Raw genomic sequence first — 16,818 nt, 5'->3', positions numbered from 1 at the left:
ACCGCGGTTAGGTTGGAGAACCGCACGGTCTGGGCACTGGGTGCCTGTGGGGCCGGGCGGGCCTGTCCGGGGCGTGAGCCTCGGCTTGCAACCCCGTGCCTAGGTGGCGAAGGGCTGTCGTTCCTGCCACCAGGCAAGTACCTGCTCGACAGCCGCATCGACCGTGAGCGAGGAGTTGTCCAGAACCAGGGCATCCTGCGCCGGCTTCAAGGGCGCAACGCTGCGGGAACTGTCCCGGGCGTCGCGCGCCTCCAAATCGGCGCGAAGGTCTGCGATGCTAGCCGAAATCCCCTTTGAAATCAACTGTTTATGCCGGCGTTCGGCCCTGCATGCCGCGCTGGCGGTCAAGTAGACCTTCAAGGCGGCCTGGGGAAAGATCACGGTGCCCATGTCGCGCCCGTCCGCCACGAGTCCCGGAAGCCGCCGGAAGCTGTGCTGCAGGGCCACCAGGGCCTCCCGCACGGCGGGCAGTGCGGAGACGCGCGACGCATTCATTCCCGCTTCTTCGGTGCGGATGGTATCGGTCACATCATCGGCGCCGAGCCAGATCCGCCCGCCTTCGAATCGCACGGGCAGCCCGCGTGCGAGCGTCGCGATGCGCGGCTCGTGCGCCGCATCGATCTGCAGGCCCGCCCGCAAGGCTGCCAACGCCGCGATGCGGTACATGGCGCCCGAGTCCAGAAACCGGTACCCCAGTCGCTGCGCCACGGCGGCGGCCACGGTGCCCTTGCCGGATGCGGTGGGGCCGTCGATGCAGATCACCGGAATGCGTTCCGTGGGGGTGTGCGTGACGGAAAACAGTGCCTCGAAATAATCCGGAAACGTCTTGGCCACGCACTTGGGGTCTTGGATGCGAACGGGCAGCGCCGCCGGATTGAAAGCCGCCAGCGAAAAGCACATGGCCACGCGGTGGTCGTCGTAGGTGTGGATGCTGGCGGCCCGCCAGCCGGCAGGCGCAGCCGGGGGCGTGACGCGCAGGAAGTCCGCGCCTTCCTCTACCGTGGCGCCGAGTTTGCGCAGCTCGGTCGCCATGGCGGTCAGGCGGTCGGTTTCCTTGACGCGCCAGCTGGCGATGTTGCGCAGCGTGGTCGTGCCTTCGGCATAGAGGGCCATGACGGCCAGCGTCATGGCGGCGTCGGGAATGTGGTTGCAGTCCAGATCGATGGCCTTGAGCGGCCATGCGCCGCGGCGGATCTTCAGCCAGTTGGGCCCGCCCGTGACCTGTGCGCCCATGGCCTGCGCGGCCTCGATGAAGCGGATATCCCCCTGGATGGAGTCTTGCCCCACGCCCAGGATCTGCACGCCGTCGTCCTGCTCGGCAACGCCGGCGATGGCGCCCAGCGCAATGAAATAGCTGGCCGAAGACGCGTCGGCCTCGACGTGGATGCTCCCGGGCGAACGGTATCGGCTGCGGGCCGGGATGGTGAACCGCTGCCACCGGTCATGCTGTACATCGATGCCGAACCGCGCCAGCAACTGCAGCGTGATGTGGATGTAGGGCCGCGAGATCAGCTCGCCCACCACCTCGATCACCACGTCTTGCTCGACCGCGACCAGTGGAAGCGCCATCAGCAGGGCGGTGAGGAACTGGCTCGACACGTCACCGCGCACGGAAATGGGCCTGGACAGCGATAGCGGCGGCACGCCTTGGGCGTGTGCAATGCGAAGGGGTGGAAACCCTTCGTTGCCCAGGTAGTCGATGCGGCAACCGAGCTGGCGCAGCGCATCCACCAGGTCGCCGATGGGCCGCTCGTGCATGCGCGGCACGCCGGACAATTCGAATTCGCCACCCAGCAGCGCCAGCGCGGCCGTCAGCGGGCGCATCGCCGTGCCGGCATTGCCCAGGAAAAGGGCGGCCGGCGCGTTCGCGGGTTGGGTGCCCAGCCCGGTGATGCGCACGCTGGCGCCTTGCTCGTCCACCGTGCAACCCAGTTGCCGCAGTGCATCGAGCATGACCCGGGTGTCATCGGATGCCAGCAGGTCGTGGATTTCGGTGGTGCCTTCGCTCAGTGCCGCCAGCAGCAAAACACGGTTGGAGATGCTCTTGGAGCCTGGAAGCTGTATGGCGCCGCCCGCCGTGGACAGCGGCGGGAGGTCGAGAAACTCGGTGCTGAACATCAGGAATTGGGGGTGGGGGTGCGTTGGGCGCCCATGCGCCAGTGCGCGCGGGTTTCGCTGGCCAAGGTGATCAGGTCTTCAAGCGCCTGGGGATTGCCCTGCTGCATGGTCTGCTCCAACTGCTGCAATGCCTGCTGGAAAAGCCGCGACTGTGCCAGAAGCTCTTCGCGGTTGGACAACAGAATGTCTCGCCAGACCTTGGGGTCGCTGGCCGCGATGCGGGTGAAATCGCGAAAGCCCGGGCCTGCCAGGGACAGGAACATATCGCCATGGTCTTGCGCCGTGATGCTGTTCATCATGGCGAAGGCCAGCAAATGAGGCAGGTGGCTGACGGACGCAAAGGCAGCGTCGTGCGATTCGGGCGACATGCTTTGCACCCGGCAGCCCAGCGTGCGCCACACTTCTTCGGCCTTTTGCAGATGGGCGGTCAAGGTGCGCTCGGTCGGCGTGAGGATGACCTGGCGCCCGCTGTACAGCTCGGCTTCCGCATATTCCACGCCGGACACCTCGCGCCCGGTGATCGGGTGGGCCGGAACGAAGGATCCCACCTGGTCGCGGAGGGCGCGGCGTGCGGCCTGCACCACGTCGGCCTTGGTCGAGCCCACGTCCATGATCAGCATCTGCGGTGTGACGAGGTGCTTGATGGCCTTGAGCGTGGCCTCGGTCGCGGCCACGGGGACGGCCACGAGCACGATGTCGGCGCCCGCCACGGCGAGCAACGCGGACGGTGCCTCGACATCGATCACGCCCATCTGGCGGGCGCGGTCGGTGGTGGACGGCGACTTGCTGTACCCGACCACGCGCTTGACGAGGCCGGCCTTCTTCATGGCCAGAGCGAACGACCCTCCCATCAGGCCGCAGCCGATCAACCCCAGCTGTTCAAACATGGCGGGCCCGCTCATGGCGCGACCGGGTAGGTGCCCAGCACCTTGTAGAACGCACACAGCGCACGCAGTTCTTCGAGGGCCCGTGCCACATGGGGCAGGGACGGGTGGCCGTCGAGGTCGATGTAGAAGTAATACTCCCACTGGCCTGTGCGGGCGGGGCGGGATTCGAACCGGGTCATCGACACCCCGTGTGTCTTGAGCGGCACCAGCAGGTCGTGGACCGCGCCGGGCCGGTTGGGCACCGAGATGACCAGGCTGGTGCAGTCCTTGCCCGACGGTGGCGGCGTCTGCAGCGTGTGCGGCAGGCAGATGATGGCGAACCGGGTGCGGTTGTAGGCATCGTCCTGAATGGCATGCGCGACCAGATGCAGGCCGAATTGCGTGGCGGCCCGTTCGCTCGCAATGCCCGCCCACGCCGGATTGGTCGCGGCCAGTCGGGCCCCTTCCGCATTGCTGGATACCGGGCGGCGCTCTGCGTGGGGCAGGTGCTTGGAAAGCCATCCCTGGCATTGCGCCAGCGCCTGCGGGTGTGCCAGCACCGCCTCGATGCCTTCGAGCGAGTCGGACTGCCGCATCAGGTTGTGGCGCACGAGCAGGCTCACTTCGCCGACCACGTGGCAAGGCGTGTGCAGGAACAGATCGAGCGATCGGGTCACCACGCCCTCGACCGAATTTTCCACGCCGACCACACCGTATTGCGCGCTGCCTGCCGCCGTGGCGTGGAACACTTCGTCAAAATTGGCGCAGTACATGAGGTCGGCCGCGCCACCGAAGAACTCCACGGCCGCCTGCTCACAGAAGGTGCCGGCCGGGCCGAGCACGGCCACCCGCTGCGGTGACTCGAGTGCCAGGCAGGCGGACATGATCTCGCGCCAGATGGCCGCGACATGCGGCCCCTTCAATGGGCCGGGATTGGCGGTCTGGATCTTCTCGATGACCTGGGCCACCCGGTCGGGGCGGAAGAAGGGCGTGCCTTCGCGCTTCTTGATCTCGCCCACCCGTTCGGCGACCAGGGCGCGCTGGTTCAGCAGCGTGAGCAGCTGCTGGTCGATGTTGTCGATTTGGACGCGCAGGCTGGCGAGGTCCGGAGAGGCTTGCGGGATGGTCATGAAAGGTGTGGGGGCGTTTTCTCTGGACTGTCAGGGCTTCAGGCGTGCTTGCGTTCAAATTCTCGCATGTAGGCCACCAGGGCCTCGACGCCCGACAGGGGCATGGCGTTGTACAGGCTGGCACGCATGCCGCCCACCGATTTGTGCCCCTTGAGCTGCAGCAGCCCGCGTTCCTTGGCGCCTGCCAGGAAGGCATCGTTGCGAGATTCGTCGCGCAGGAAGAACGGAATGTTCATGCGGGACCGGGCGTTCTCCGACACCTTGTTCACATAGAACTGCGACTGGTCGATGGTCTCGTACAGCAGCCGGGCCTTTGCGATGTTCCGATGCTCCAGCGCCGCGATGCCGCTCAGTTCGCCCTCGCGCTGGCGCTTGAGCCACTGGAAGGTCAGGCCGGCCACGTAGATGCCCCAGGTGGGCGGGGTGTTGAACATGGACTGGTTGTCCGCCACGATCTTGTAGTCGAAGGCGCTGGGGCAGGCGGGCAGGGCGTGCCCCAGCAGATCCTCCCGCACCACCACCAGCGTGAGGCCGGCAGGGCCCAGGTTCTTCTGCGCTCCACCGAACGCCAGGCCCACGCGCGACCAGTCGACGGCGCGCGATGCCACATGGGAAGAAAAATCGATGACCAGGGGCGCATCGCTGCCCAGCGCCTTCAGGTCGGGCAGTTCGTGGAATTCAATGCCGTGGATGGTCTCGTTGCTGCACAGGTGCAGGTAGCTCGCGCCGCGGCTCAGCTGCCAGCTGGCTGGCTCGGGAAGCGTGGTGAAGTGGCTGGTCTCGCCCGATGCGGCCACGTGCACTTCCGCCGCATATTTGCGGGCCTCCTTCACCGACTTCTGGCTCCAGCTGCCGGTGACGACCATGTCCACCGTCGCTGCGCGCGAGAGGTTCAGCGGCACGATGGCGTTCTCAGCCAGACCGCCCCCCTGCATGAACAGGATTTTGAACTGCGAAGGCACCGCCAGCAGCTCACGAAGGTCGGCTTCGGCCTGTTCGTAGATCGACAAGAACTCCTTGCCGCGGTGGCTCATCTCCATGACGCCCATGCCGCTTCCGTGCCAGTCCAGCATTTCGGCAGCCGCTTGCTGCAGGACTTCGGCGGGAATGGCGGCCGGGCCGGCGGAGAAGTTGTACGGGCGATTCATGGTTTCAAGTGAAATAAGGCCTCAGCGCATATTTATCTAGGGCTGATTGCTATGGTTGTGATAGCAAAGCGCCCATCGGAGCGCTTTGCATGGGGCAGGGATCAGGCTTCTGCGGGCGGCGTGCCACCTTCTTCATCGGCGTCGATGTCTGGCACATTGGCATCGTTTTCCACGATGCGTTGCAGGCCGCTCAACTGCGAGCCTTCGTCCAGCGCGATCAGCGTCACGCCTTGGGTGGCGCGGCCCAGCTCGCGGATCTCCGACACGCGGGTGCGAACCAGCACACCCTTGTCGGTGATCAGCATGATCTCGTCATCGGCGTGGACCAGCGTGGCCGCCACGACCTTGCCGTTGCGCTCGCTCTGCTGGATCGCGATCATTCCCTTGGTGCCCCGGCCATGGCGCGTGTATTCGACGATGCTGGTGCGCTTGCCGTAGCCGTTCGCGGTGGCAGTGAGCACGCTCTGGGTCTCGTCTTCGGCCACCAGCATGGCGATCACGCTCTGCCCGTCTTCCAGCATCATGCCGCGCACGCCACGTGCCTGGCGGCCCAGGGGGCGCACGTCGTTTTCGTCGAAGCGCACCGCCTTGCCGCCATCGCTGAACAGCATGACGTCGTGCGCACCGTCGGTGAGCGCCGCGCCGATCAGGTAGTCGCCATCGTCCAGGTTGACGGCGATGATGCCGCCCTTGCGGGGGTTGCTGAATTCATCGAGCGCCGTCTTCTTCACGGTGCCCATGCTCGTGGCCATGAACACGTAGCGATCGGCCGGGAACGTCCGCATGTCGCCGGTCAGCGGCAGAACCACATTGATCTTTTCGCCTTCTTGCAGCGGGAACATGTTGACGATCGGGCGGCCGCGCGAGCCGCGCGAGCCTGCCGGAACCTCCCACACCTTGAGCCAGTAGAGTCGACCACGGTTGGAAAAGCACAGGATGTAGTCGTGCGTGTTGGCGATGAAGAGCTGGTCGATCCAGTCGTCTTCCTTGGTGGCCGTCGCCTGCTTGCCGCGGCCGCCGCGCTTTTGCGCCCGGTATTCGGACAGCGGCTGGCTCTTGATGTACCCCGTGTGGCTGAGCGTGACCACCATGTCGGTGGGCGTGATCAGATCTTCGGTCGACAGGTCCTGCGCGCTGTATTCGACCACGCTGCGCCGCGCCCCGAGCTTGTGCTGTCCGAACTCCTGCTTGATGGACGTCAGCTCTTCGCCAATGATGACGGAGACGCGTTCTGGCTTGGCCAGGATGTCCAGCAGGTCTTCGATCACCGCCATCACGTCCCGGTATTCGGAAACGATCTTGTCCTGCTCCAGGCCGGTCAGGCGCTGCAGGCGCATCTGCAGGATTTCCTGCGCCTGGGTGTCGGACAGCCGGTACAGGCCGTCCTGGCCCATTCCGTATTCACGCTCCAGCCCTTCCGGCCGGTAGTCGTCCGCATTCACGGTGCCACCGTCGGCCCGGGTGCGCGTGAGCATCTCGCGCACCAGTTTGCTGTCCCACGAGCGGGTCATCAGTTCCGCCTTGGCCACGGGGGGGCGTCGGCGATTCGCGAATGATCCGGATGAAGTCGTCGATGTTGGCCAGCGCCACCGCCAGACCTTCCAGCACGTGGCCGCGTTCGCGTGCCTTGCGCAGTTCGAAGACCGTGCGGCGCGTCACCACTTCGCGGCGGTGCTGCAGGAAGACGCTGACCAGTTCCTTCAGGTTGCAAAGCCGCGGCTGCCCGTTCACCAGGGCCACCATGTTCATGCCGAACGTGTCCTGCAGCTGCGTTTGCTTGTAAAGGTTGTTCAGGACCACCTCGGGCACTTCGCCGCGCTTGAGTTCGACCACTAGGCGCATGCCCGACTTGTCGGATTCGTCCTGGATGTGGCTGATGCCTTCGATCTTCTTTTCGTGCACCAGCTCGGCCATCCGCTCCTGCAGCGTCTTTTTGTTGACCTGGTAGGGCAGCTCGTCCACGATGATGGCCTGGCGCTGGCCGCGGTCGATGTCTTCGAAGTGGCAGCGCGCACGCATGACCACCTTGCCGCGGCCCGTGCGGTAGCCGTCCTTCACCCCGTTGATGCCGTAGATGATGCCGGCCGTGGGGAAGTCAGGAGCGGGAATGATCTCCATCAGATCGTCGATGGACGCGTCGGGATGGTGCAGCAGGTGCAGGCAGCCATCCACCACTTCATTGAGGTTATGGGGCGGGATGTTGGTGGCCATGCCCACGGCGATCCCGCCGGAGCCATTGACCAGCAGGTTGGGCAGCTTGCTGGGAAGCACCAGCGGTTCTCTTTCGCTGCCGTCGTAGTTGGGGCCGAAGTCGACGGTTTCCTTGTCGATGTCCGCCAGCATTTCATGGGCGATCTTCGCCAAGCGGATTTCGGTGTAACGCATCGCGGCCGCGTTGTCGCCGTCCACCGAGCCGAAGTTGCCCTGGCCATCGACGAGCAGATGGCGCATGGAGAAGTCTTGCGCCATGCGCACAATCGTGTCGTACACCGATTGATCGCCGTGCGGGTGGTATTTACCGATCACGTCGCCCACGATACGGGCGGACTTCTTATAAGGCCGGTTCCAGTCGTTGTTGAGTTCGTGCATGGCAAACAGCACGCGCCGGTGCACCGGCTTGAGGCCGTCGCGCGCATCGGGCAGCGCGCGACCCACAATTACGCTCATGGCGTAATCGAGATAACTTCGCCGCATTTCCTCTTCAAGGCTGATGGGCAGGGTTTCTTTGGCGAACTGTGTCATGGAGAACTGCGTGGACGGCGGAGGAGGGCCATTCTAGGCGGAACGTCTTGTCGCAAGTGCGCAACACATCAGGGGTAAAGCGCTTTTGTCCTACCGTGCGCGCCCCGTCTGCAACCACTTTGCGTTGTTACGTATGGCACAATCATTTCAACGTTTTTAGTGATGGTCACTGATGACGTCCATATTCGCAGCGCGGCTGCGGCTTTTTCCCCAAGAGGAGAACCATGAAGAAACTGAACAAAGTGGCGATGTTGTTGGCCTCTGCTGTGCTTGCTACCTCGGCTGGCGCTCAAGTCAAAGCAGCCGACGGCGGCAAGGTTGTTGACAACTGGCAGAACGGTACCGGCGAACTGGTGTGGAAGAACGGCACGAACGAACTGTGCTGGCGCGATGCCAACTGGACCCCTGCTACCGCTGCTGTCGGTTGTGATGGTGCTCTGGTTGCTCAGGCTCCTGCTTCTACCCCTGCCGCTGCTGCTCCCGCACCTGCTGCAACGCCTGCCCCTGCAGCGCCTCCTGCTCCCGCAGTGGCCAGCAAGGTGACGTACGCTGCCGATGCGTTCTTCGACTTTGACAAGTCCGTGCTCAAGCCAGAAGGCAAGGCCAAGCTGGATGACCTGGTTTCCAAGGTCAAGAGCGTGAACCTGGAAGTCATCATCGCCGTGGGTCATACCGACTCCGTCGGTACGGATGCCTACAACCAGAAGCTGTCGGTTCGCCGCGCTGAAGCTGTGAAGGCTTATCTGGTGTCCAAGGGCATCGAAAAGAACCGCGTTTACACTGAAGGCAAGGGCGAGAAGCAACCCGTCGCCGACAACAAGACCAAGGAAGGCCGTGCGAAGAACCGTCGCGTGGAAATCGAAGTGGTCGGTACCCGCGCTTCTAACTGATTTCCGAATCAGTCATGAAAAAGCCCCGGAAACGGGGCTTTTTTTATGGGCCATCCTTTTGAAGCACCTACCCACATGAGCGATCACATTAATGCCGATCCAGCAGAGCTGGCCAAATTTTCCGCACTCGCCCACCGCTGGTGGGATCCGGAAAGTGAATTTCGTCCATTGCACCAGATTAATCCGCTGCGCCTGGAATGGATCAATGGCATATCGCCTTTAGAAGGGCAGCAGGTGCTGGATGTGGGATGTGGTGGCGGCATCCTCACGGATTCGATGGCCAGAAAAGGCGCGCAGGTAACAGGCATTGATCTGGCCAGCAAATCATTGCGAATCGCGCAACTGCATGCCTTGGAAACCGGGACACCCCATGTGCAGTACCGTGAAGTCAGCGTGGAGGACTTGGCCGCGGAAGTACCTGGCACGTTCGATACTGTCACATGCATGGAAATGCTGGAGCACGTGCCGGACCCCGCCTCCGTGATTCAAGCGTGCGCGCGTCTGGTCAAGCCGGGTGGCTGGGTCTTTTTTTCCACCATCAATCGCAATGCCAAGGCGTTCATGCTGGCAGTCGTCGGCGCCGAATACATTTTGGGCATGCTGCCCAAAGGCACGCACGAGTATGCGAAATTCATCAAGCCCAGCGAATTGGCGTCCGCCAGTCGGCTGGCGGGCCTCGATATCGTTCACAGCCGGGGACTGGAGTACAACCCGCTGACCAAACGCTATTGGCTGAGTGCCGCCACCTCGGTCAACTACATGCTCGCTGCACGCCGCGCCGCCGTATGAGTTCACCTATCTTTACCCATGTTCGTGCCGTCTTGTTCGATCTCGACGGCACATTGATCGATAGTGCTCCCGACCTGGGTGCTGCCGCCGACAAATTGCGAACGGATCGTGGCTTGCCGTCTCTGCCTGCCGATCGGTATCGGCCCATGGCAGGGGCTGGAGCCAGGGGCATGCTGTCCGTAGCATTCGACATGGATACGGCCCATCCCGACTTTCCGGCGTTGCGAGAAGAGTTCTTCGTCAACTACGAGGCCTGCATTCAGCAGCGCACGAAAGTGTTCGATGGTGTGGAGTCAATGATCGCCGAGTTGACCCGGCGTGGCATGCCTTGGGGCATCGTCACCAACAAGGCGGCAAGGTTCACGGATGTGCTGGTGGCTGCCACGCCACTGTTCAGTAGCGCCGGTGCGGTGATCAGTGGCGACACCACCGCACACAGCAAGCCGCACCCCGAGCCCCTGCTCGAAGCGGCCAGACGCCTGGATATCGAACCAGCGCATTGCATCTACGTCGGCGACGATGAGCGCGATATCGTCGCGGGCCTCGCGGCCGGCATGCGCACCGTGGCTGCGTTGTACGGCTACCTCGGCACGCAAACCGCTGTGCACGAGTGGGGCGCACAGGCCGCAATTAAATCTCCGCTCGAGGTCTTGCAATTGATCTCTGCGCCTTAAAATACGAGGCTTGGGGCTGCCCTGGTTTCGACGTGGGTTCGGAATCGGTGTGGTGCATGTCGAGCTTGAGTGGCGCTCGTAAATCTGCATTCAAAAAACTAACTGCAAACGACGAACGTTTCGCACTCGCCGCTTAAACACCGGTGAGCCTTGCAACAGCATGCTAGCGGGCTGGGCAAGGGGGTCGCAAGACCTCCCGGCTGCAAGGTTATTCACGCTGGCTGGTTCCGTGCCGGGTACCTTGGCATGGAGCGAGATCCAAGGGTACTGGTGTCCCACGTAGCGTGCGACTGCGCGACGTGGGCCATGAGAATCAAAACAGACCGCTAAACATGTAGATCTGCCCGAAGAAGGCTTGCGGACGCGGGTTCAATTCCCGCCAGCTCCACCAATTTTATAACTCGTTGTTTTTAAAGGATTTTTTAGGGTACGGTTACACAACCACTGCGGGGAGACACAAAGGGGCACACTCGGAGTCCTTGAATGCTGTCCTCGTCGTACCTTCAAAAGTCCCGCAACGGCGTCTATTTCGCGCGGTTCGTCATACCTGCGCCTCAAAGAGCACCTGCCGATGGCAGGGACTTCAAGCTCTCTACCGGTACCAAAGACCCGCGCCCCGCTAAGGCGGCGGCGCGCTATTTGCGCGTTCTTTTCGACGCCTTCTTGATGGAGAATGCAACAGTTACGCGCGCTAGCGCGGTTGCTTACCTTCAAGCGCGCATGAAAAAACCGACAGTACCGCCCATGCCCTTTGGGGTGAAGATAAAGGGGCAGGGGTTCGACATTGAACTGACCGACCTTGGCCCACAGGATGTGGGCAACATGGATGCGCTCATCGAGAACGTGACCCGAGGCGCCGCCAGGATTGCGCCTTCGACCATTGCGGTTTGGGAGCGGCCTTCCGACCAACTGACCACGCCAGACCATGCCCCAGCCATCAACGAGCCCGGGCGCCTATCTCCCGTAGCAGCAAAGACCGTTGGCCGACTGGTCAAAGAGTATTTGAAGTACGAGGAAGACCGGGCCACCGAGAAGGAAATCGGCGTCAAGAAGGTGCCGCAGATTCACACTCGATTGAAGCCGTTCATCGACCGTTTCAGCGCCCGCCATGTTGGCACCCTTACGCCGCTGGACTTGGAGCAGTACCGCAAGGACTTGGCGTACTACCCTAAGAACATCGACAAGCTGCCAGGGGCCGGGGGACTTCCCTTCGATGCGCTCATCCAGCGGGTGCGTTCCAAGTCGCTTTTCCGGGCGAATGGACAGCAAGCCCAAACCATCACGCAGAACACCTTGGATGGCTACCTAACCGTTGCGGCCAACTTTCTGGAGTTTTGCAAACGGCAGTACGCCGTCAATCCAACCCTGTTAGAGGGATTCAAGGTGAAGACAACCCAGGCCCGCAAGGGTGCATCCCGACGCGCCTTCACCCAGAAGGAAATGCAGCAAATCTTTGGGTCAGACTACTATCGGGATGGGGCTTACAACCGCTCCTATCAGTATTGGGTCATCCACTTGGCAGCGTTCACCGGAGCGCGCGTTAATGAGCTCTCGCAACTGACCACCGATGATGTCCGGCAGGACGATGAAGGGCTATGGTTCCTGAACATCACGGCAGCGGAAGACGACGGCCAAAGCGTCAAGAACGAAGAGAGCCGCCGCATCATTCCGGTGCATCAAAAACTCATCGACTTGGGGTTCATCGACTATTGTCAAAACAAAAAGGCGGCAGCGAAGGACGGAACGGTCAACCTTTTTCGACCTAAACCGGGCCAAGGCTGACGGTTACGGGAAGGCTGCAAGCCAGTGGTTCAACACAAAATACCTGCGGGACTATTTGAAGATTGAAGACCCGAATGTGGTGTTTCACTCGTTCCGCCATCGGTTCATCAGTTCGCTGGCCCAAGCTATCTTGGATGCCTCTGGCGTATTGGAAGAAACGGCCATCAAAGAGCGCATCCCCGAGGCCCTGATTCTTCGGCGCCTTGCTGGTCACTCCGTAGCCCACGCCATGACGGCAGGCCGTGGACAGTTCGATGTTCACACGGATACCTACACCGGGGCTTTTTCGGTCAGGAGTATGAAGCGGGTAATTGACCGTCTGAATTATCCCGGCGTCGATTTTTTTACCTACGTATCTCCGAGCACTTCTTCGCGAAAGAGAATTCGCAAGGTTGCTGCTAATGAGCCGTTTGAGGTCTTCTCGTTAGACGGTCTTGTTTAGCGGCTGGGTAATACTCACAAGCTCCGGTATTTGAGCATCTTCGAAGGCGCGGGGCTTGTCGCCTTTGGCGGTCGCCCAAGCCTTTTTGAGAATGCTGTGGGCCTGAGGGTCATTAGCCGCCAGCTTAAGTAGGGCGCCTCCCAAAGCGTATTTTCTAGCGTCTGAATTTTTTCTGGCGGTGGTGGATACCTTTGCGAGGATTGCAGCCTTCTCCGCATCAAGTTGGCTCAATCGCTTTTTCATGGCGGTTATACTGGTCATGCTATAAATCTCCTTTTCATCCTACCAAATTACCACTTTCTTTTTGATTGTGCTAATTTAATAGGGTGAATATCCCGAGCGCGTTAATCAGTCCCAGCCCCCAGGTAGCCCCCTGCAAGGGCTCACTTATGCAAACTCTGCGAGTTTGCGTTCGCCATGGGCTGCGCCCCTGGACCCCGTTGCTTCGCAATCGCCCCGGGGGGTGCTGTGCCTAGCCTCGCCACTTGGTTTACCCCCTCGCTGCAAGTCTTGCAGCGCTCCAAAGGCCGTAACGCCGTCGAGGCGGCTGCGTACCGCTCCTGCACTCGGCTGAGCGAGGAGCAGCTAGGCGAGGTGCACGACTACCGCCCTAAGACTGTTCACGTCTGCACCGAACTGTTCGGTGTTGCCGGTCTTGAAATGGGTTTGGATGATATCGGCACCTTATGGAACAAAGCCGAGCGGGCAGAGACTCGAAAGAACTCGGCTATCGCCCGCGAGTTGATGGTGCCTCTCGCGCACGACTGGACGGACGAGCAGCGCCGACTTTGCGTGCGTGGCTTGTCCGAAATGCTGGTGGCCCGCTACGGGGTTGCGGTGATGGCTTCCATCCATCGCCCGGCCAATGGGCAAAACGACCATGTCCATATTTTGTTCACCACCAGAGAGGTGGATTCGCAAATGACCTTCGGCAAGAAGACCCGCATCCTGGACGACATGAAGACCGGTGAAGTGAAGAACATGCGGGAGGAGGTTTGCCGCATCATGAACGAGCACGCCAAGGCCAACGGCGCCGACTGGTATGTGTACGCAGGAAAGTTTGCAGAGGTGGTCGAAGGACACATTCCCACGGCTCATATTCCGGTCAACGCCCCCCGCGAACTGCGCGAGGCTATGGAAGCGGAAAACCTGGCGATTGTGGAGGCGCGCCCCCTGCTCAAACGCATCATGGAAGAGTCGAAAGAAACGGCCGCGCAAGTGGAGGCAGCGTTGCAGGTCGCCGCAAGCGCGGCAACCCAAGAGCACCAGATTGTCAAAGCGGAAGTGCCCCAAGAGCGTCCCTCACGTCTGCCACCTGTTCCCAGCACAAGCCCATTGGGCGAGGACGCCCGACAGCGGAAATTGCAGCTCACGAATTCCCTTGACCTTCGTCAGGCCTTCCGTGAGGTGAGTCGGACCCACGCCAAGCGAAAAGAGGGGCGTGAAGTGGCGAAGAAATGGAAGGAGCATCTCCAGGCACTGGAAGCCGACCCACCCGGTACACTGGTCTCCATCGTGTCCAAGCTGGCTCGTGCCTTGGGCGTCCGGGACACTCTGGCGATTTACGAGGATAAGGTAGCCAAAGCTCGAGCGGCCATTGAGCGGTGCAGGAAGAACGATGCGGTCTTGACTGCGTACATCAATGACCCGGAGCGCAAGCGCAAATACGACGAGTGGAAGCAATGGCCCGAGCACCGCGAGCGGGTCAAGGCGCACGAGGCGACATTGCCCGATGCTCCCCGTCCCAATCCGGTGCCCGGACCAGAAGACCACAGCGCAACCCCGTCCAGCACTTGGAATGGCCCTTTCACTTTGACGCTGCACCAAACGCCAAAGATTCCCGAACCGTGGGAGTGGTGATTGATATCATTCTTTATTTATCGCCGTCGCCTCGCGGGGGCGACCTCATCTATTTTTCTGGATAAAAATGGATGAGGGCCACAAAGCAAAATTGATATCAGACTGCCGACCTTGGGAAGAATAGGAATACTCCGACACATTGCTTCAAAACGATATCAGGAGTGCAGTTCCCCCGTCATCACTTGACCTCGCACCCTCTCAATTGATAAGTTGATTGGACAAAGAAAAAAGGCCCGCACGGGGCGGGCCTTTTTTACTGCATCTTCTTTTTGCCGGGAAATGCAGTACAGGGAACAAGTCCATGATACTAATTCATCGTTCATTGTCAAGTAAACAAGTCGGCGCGAAAGCCGGCGATGTCGCTTGACCAAAAAACACCATCAAAATCGAGCCCTAATAGGTCGTACATCCGCGTTTCAACCGCGTCGCGGCTAGCGGCAGGCTACTACCACCGCAACGGTGAAAATCTCAGGGGTTCATCGGTTGTCGGGTGCGGTCGTTGGCGCGCCTTCGGATTCGACGCCACTCACGCGGAAATTGAGGTTGGCCCAGACGGTACGAAGCTCCATGGCCACTTTAAATGCGGCAACGTCTGGACCTGTGACCAGTGCGCCCGCGCCAGAGTCTCACAGGCCCGTTCGTGGATTCGTGCTGCCTTAATTCCGGCATTGGAAGCCCATGGCCTGGGGGCAGCGATGATGACCTTCACCATGGCCCACAGCTACGACGGCAACTGGAAAGACTCCATCGACCTCCTGCACGCTGCCTTCAAGCTCTTCGACAAGAACATGTCCAGGCGCTACAAGGCAATCGGCTGCATGGGCAAGCTGAAAAGCTTGGAAGCGCCGGTAGGTGTCCATGGTATCCATGGGCACTTCCACGTCCTTCTAACCCACCTTCTAGGGGCAGATTTGACCGCGTTCGAAGCGCTTGCCCGCGCCGAGTGGGAAAAGGCCGTGGCGCAGGTGGGCGGCAAGTGCAATGACCACGGCTTTGACCTGAAACTGAACGCCATGGCGGACTACCTCGCCAAACAGGAATTGGCTCACGAAATGTCCAACCACGACACTAAGAGAGCGCGCAAAAAGGAGCTGTTGCTGGGGCAGTTGCTGGACCGCGCTGCCCGAGGCGATGCCAAGGCATCCGCCGAATGGCTGCGCGCCATCGAAGCGCTGCAAGGTCGTAGCCGGTTCCACGCTGGCGATATTGCCAAGAAATTGGGCATTTCGACATGCACAGCTTGGGAGGATGAGGAGCGGCGGGAGGAGAGGGAAAGCCTCTCCGCTGACGCGCCCGAGCCGGTGCGCATTACGTATCCGATGCGCGACCACCTGACCGCAACACGACCCGACTCCCCGCGCTCAGGCTTGGCCATGATTCTGCGCGCAGCGAGAGACGGCGACGCAGCGAAGGTGCTGCAAATGGTGGCAGGCCTATGCCGAGAGGCGAGGGCGCGTGACCGGCGCACGCCGAACAGTGCCCCGCCGTCCTTCTGGGATTGGCCGGACGACTACTTCGACCAGTTCACAACGTCCGTCACAAGCTAGGCTTCACGCCCTTGTTCTGTTGGTCTTGGACCCGTTTGCGTGCATCGGCCTCGCTGCCCGCGTTTTTGCCGTCGATGGCTCGCAGGATTGCAGCAGAGTCAATGGCTCTCAGGGCCACTGCCTCCACCAGCCCGTCGCTATCGTGAGTCCATTCTGCGTAGTACGCGCGGCTGCACGAGCGCTTGAACTCGGATGGCAGGATGATTGACATGGGTTCAGGGAGGAAGTTGTCCCCACCTGTGGGGTTGGACCCAATCCTCACGAGGTCGAACATCCGGCACGGTGCTGCCGGTATCGCAGCGCCCGTAATGGTCCGTCCCCCTTCGGAGTACGGGCCGAAGAACTGCTTTCCGTCCTGGTCAAACTCCCACCCAACCACTATGGCACCGAGCTTGTCGCCCATCTCACCCTTGATGAAGCTCTCTTTGCCGAATTTTTTCCGGATGGCTTCCAGCAGGACTTGGCGCGTGTATCGCGCGGTCTTCGGTAGGCGCTGATTTTTTTGCACGAACCAGATGCTGTCGGCGTGGCCCTTGAACGCCGCGAACTCATCGAGTGGGCCACTCCACGAGTTGTCGTAAAGCCGGTCCCCTTGCCACGCAGCAAGGCCGCTCTCAACCTTGTTGGTGTAGATCGGTATGACCTTCATCTGTGCAGGTCTGCCAAACGCTGCTTTCGCCTCTGCTACCGACATTCCCAGCCTTACGCCAGCAATGTCGGTGGCATGTGCGCCAGAGGTAAGCAGCGCGAGAGCAACGCCAGCCGCAAGGGCCGCTCGTATTTTTTTTGAAGATAGAACGCATCTTGCCCCCTTGTATCTTTGACGCTCG

Annotated in this window: 13 protein-coding genes, 1 other RNA gene and 1 pseudogene; 8 read left to right on the top strand and 7 right to left on the bottom strand. The window is 61.3% G+C overall.

Features of this window, described 5'->3' with window-relative positions; genetic code table 11:
• Positions 1–99: 99 nt before the first annotated feature.
• The 5 genes and pseudogenes from AC27KI_RS02765 to gyrA form a co-directional block, all read right to left on the bottom strand.
• Positions 100–2,118, bottom strand: coding sequence for a bifunctional 3-phosphoshikimate 1-carboxyvinyltransferase/cytidylate kinase (locus tag AC27KI_RS02765; protein WP_487087410.1), 2,019 nt, complete (start codon positions 2,116–2,118; stop codon positions 100–102).
• On the bottom strand, positions 2,118–3,005 hold the full coding sequence (locus tag AC27KI_RS02760) for a prephenate dehydrogenase (protein WP_284415064.1): 888 nt from the start codon (positions 3,003–3,005) through the stop codon (positions 2,118–2,120). Before AC27KI_RS02760 ends, AC27KI_RS02765 begins: the two co-directional genes overlap by 1 nt.
• Before the next feature lie 11 nt (positions 3,006–3,016).
• On the bottom strand, positions 3,017–4,114 hold the full coding sequence (gene pheA / locus AC27KI_RS02755) for a prephenate dehydratase (protein ID WP_284428660.1): 1,098 nt from the start codon (positions 4,112–4,114) through the stop codon (positions 3,017–3,019).
• 38 nt (positions 4,115–4,152) lie between these two features.
• Positions 4,153–5,262 (bottom strand): 3-phosphoserine/phosphohydroxythreonine transaminase, encoded by a 1,110-nt coding sequence (serC, locus tag AC27KI_RS02750; protein WP_487112511.1) that lies wholly within the window; start codon positions 5,260–5,262, stop codon positions 4,153–4,155.
• A 101-nt stretch (positions 5,263–5,363) separates the two neighbouring features.
• Positions 5,364–8,004, bottom strand: a pseudogene (gene gyrA, locus AC27KI_RS02745) (DNA gyrase subunit A).
• Between the two features lie 224 nt (positions 8,005–8,228).
• Between gyrA and ompA the strand changes: the two are divergent.
• The 6 genes from ompA to AC27KI_RS02715 all read left to right on the top strand — a co-directional run bounded on the left by ompA (position 8,229) and on the right by AC27KI_RS02715 (position 12,581).
• Positions 8,229–8,894, top strand: coding sequence for an outer membrane protein OmpA (gene ompA / locus AC27KI_RS02740; RefSeq protein ID WP_272568896.1), 666 nt, complete (start codon positions 8,229–8,231; stop codon positions 8,892–8,894).
• A 75-nt stretch (positions 8,895–8,969) separates the two neighbouring features.
• Complete coding sequence (gene ubiG / locus AC27KI_RS02735; protein ID WP_487112509.1) at positions 8,970–9,683, top strand: bifunctional 2-polyprenyl-6-hydroxyphenol methylase/3-demethylubiquinol 3-O-methyltransferase UbiG; 714 nt, start codon at positions 8,970–8,972, stop codon at positions 9,681–9,683.
• Positions 9,680–10,357, top strand: a complete 678-nt coding sequence (gph, locus tag AC27KI_RS02730) for a phosphoglycolate phosphatase (RefSeq protein ID WP_487112507.1) — start codon at positions 9,680–9,682, stop codon at positions 10,355–10,357. Before ubiG ends, gph begins: the two co-directional genes overlap by 4 nt.
• 12 nt (positions 10,358–10,369) lie before the next feature.
• Positions 10,370–10,748, top strand: a transfer-messenger RNA (tmRNA) gene (gene ssrA / locus AC27KI_RS02725).
• Between the two features lie 92 nt (positions 10,749–10,840).
• Positions 10,841–12,139, top strand: a complete 1,299-nt coding sequence (locus AC27KI_RS02720; protein WP_487112505.1) for a hypothetical protein — start codon at positions 10,841–10,843, stop codon at positions 12,137–12,139.
• A 55-nt stretch (positions 12,140–12,194) separates the two neighbouring features.
• Positions 12,195–12,581, top strand: a complete 387-nt coding sequence (locus AC27KI_RS02715) for a hypothetical protein (protein WP_487112503.1) — start codon at positions 12,195–12,197, stop codon at positions 12,579–12,581.
• Here the strand turns inward: AC27KI_RS02715 and AC27KI_RS02710 are convergent.
• Entirely contained in the window at positions 12,564–12,842 is a 279-nt protein-coding gene (locus AC27KI_RS02710; RefSeq protein ID WP_487112501.1) for a hypothetical protein, read from the bottom strand. The two genes, AC27KI_RS02715 and AC27KI_RS02710, sit on opposite strands and share 18 nt — an antisense overlap.
• Positions 12,843–13,091: 249 nt before the next feature.
• Between AC27KI_RS02710 and AC27KI_RS02705 the strand changes: the two genes are divergently transcribed.
• Positions 13,092–14,441: a MobA/MobL family protein gene (locus AC27KI_RS02705; protein WP_487112499.1), complete on the top strand. Its 1,350-nt coding sequence runs from the start codon at positions 13,092–13,094 to the stop codon at positions 14,439–14,441.
• Positions 14,442–15,136: 695 nt separating this feature from the next.
• Positions 15,137–15,988: a hypothetical protein gene (locus AC27KI_RS02700; protein ID WP_487112497.1), complete on the top strand. Its 852-nt coding sequence runs from the start codon at positions 15,137–15,139 to the stop codon at positions 15,986–15,988.
• On the opposite strand, the gene AC27KI_RS02695 is transcribed toward AC27KI_RS02700, so the two are convergent.
• The coding region (locus AC27KI_RS02695; protein WP_487112495.1) for a hypothetical protein at positions 15,978–16,818 on the bottom strand (841 nt) is incomplete at its 5' end. The two genes, AC27KI_RS02700 and AC27KI_RS02695, sit on opposite strands and share 11 nt — an antisense overlap.

It is taken from the genome of Acidovorax sp. KPB24-03 (genome assembly GCF_057546605.1).
The sequence above is the reverse complement of the archived record's forward strand: the minus strand, read 5'-3'. Positions and strand labels throughout refer to the sequence as shown.